The sequence below is a fragment of the Pantoea sp. SIMBA_079 genome (assembly GCF_046940275.1).
In the GTDB taxonomy this organism is placed as follows: Bacteria; Pseudomonadota; Gammaproteobacteria; order Enterobacterales; family Enterobacteriaceae; genus Pantoea; species Pantoea borealis.
On the sequence record NZ_JAWRYR010000133.1, the window covers coordinates 1 to 314 of the forward strand.

Sequence of the window (314 nt, forward strand, 5' to 3'; positions counted from 1 at the left end):
CGGCGCGATGACGAGGATCGTCAGCGTGACCTGCCAGCTGTGGTAGAGCATCACGATCAGCGACGCGATGATCTGCAGAGACTGCTGCAGCATCACCTTCGCCGCGTCGATCGCGGCCTGCGACACCTGGTCGCTGTCCGACCCCAGCCGCACCAGCATCGACGGCACCGGCTCGGCATGGAAGCGCATGCCCGGCAGGCGCAGGTACTTGCCCAGTCCCCGTACGCGCAGGTCCCGCGCGATGCCGCGCCCGGATTTCGCCATGCTGTAGTCGGCGAGGTAGCCGGCGATGCCGCGCAGCACGAACAGGCCGA

At 68.2% G+C, this 314-nt stretch carries 1 protein-coding gene; it reads right to left on the reverse strand.

The annotated features are described in order from the left end of the window. Window positions 1–314: ABC transporter transmembrane domain-containing protein (locus SB719_RS19420; protein ID WP_412159640.1), on the reverse strand; the 314-nt coding region annotated here is incomplete at both ends.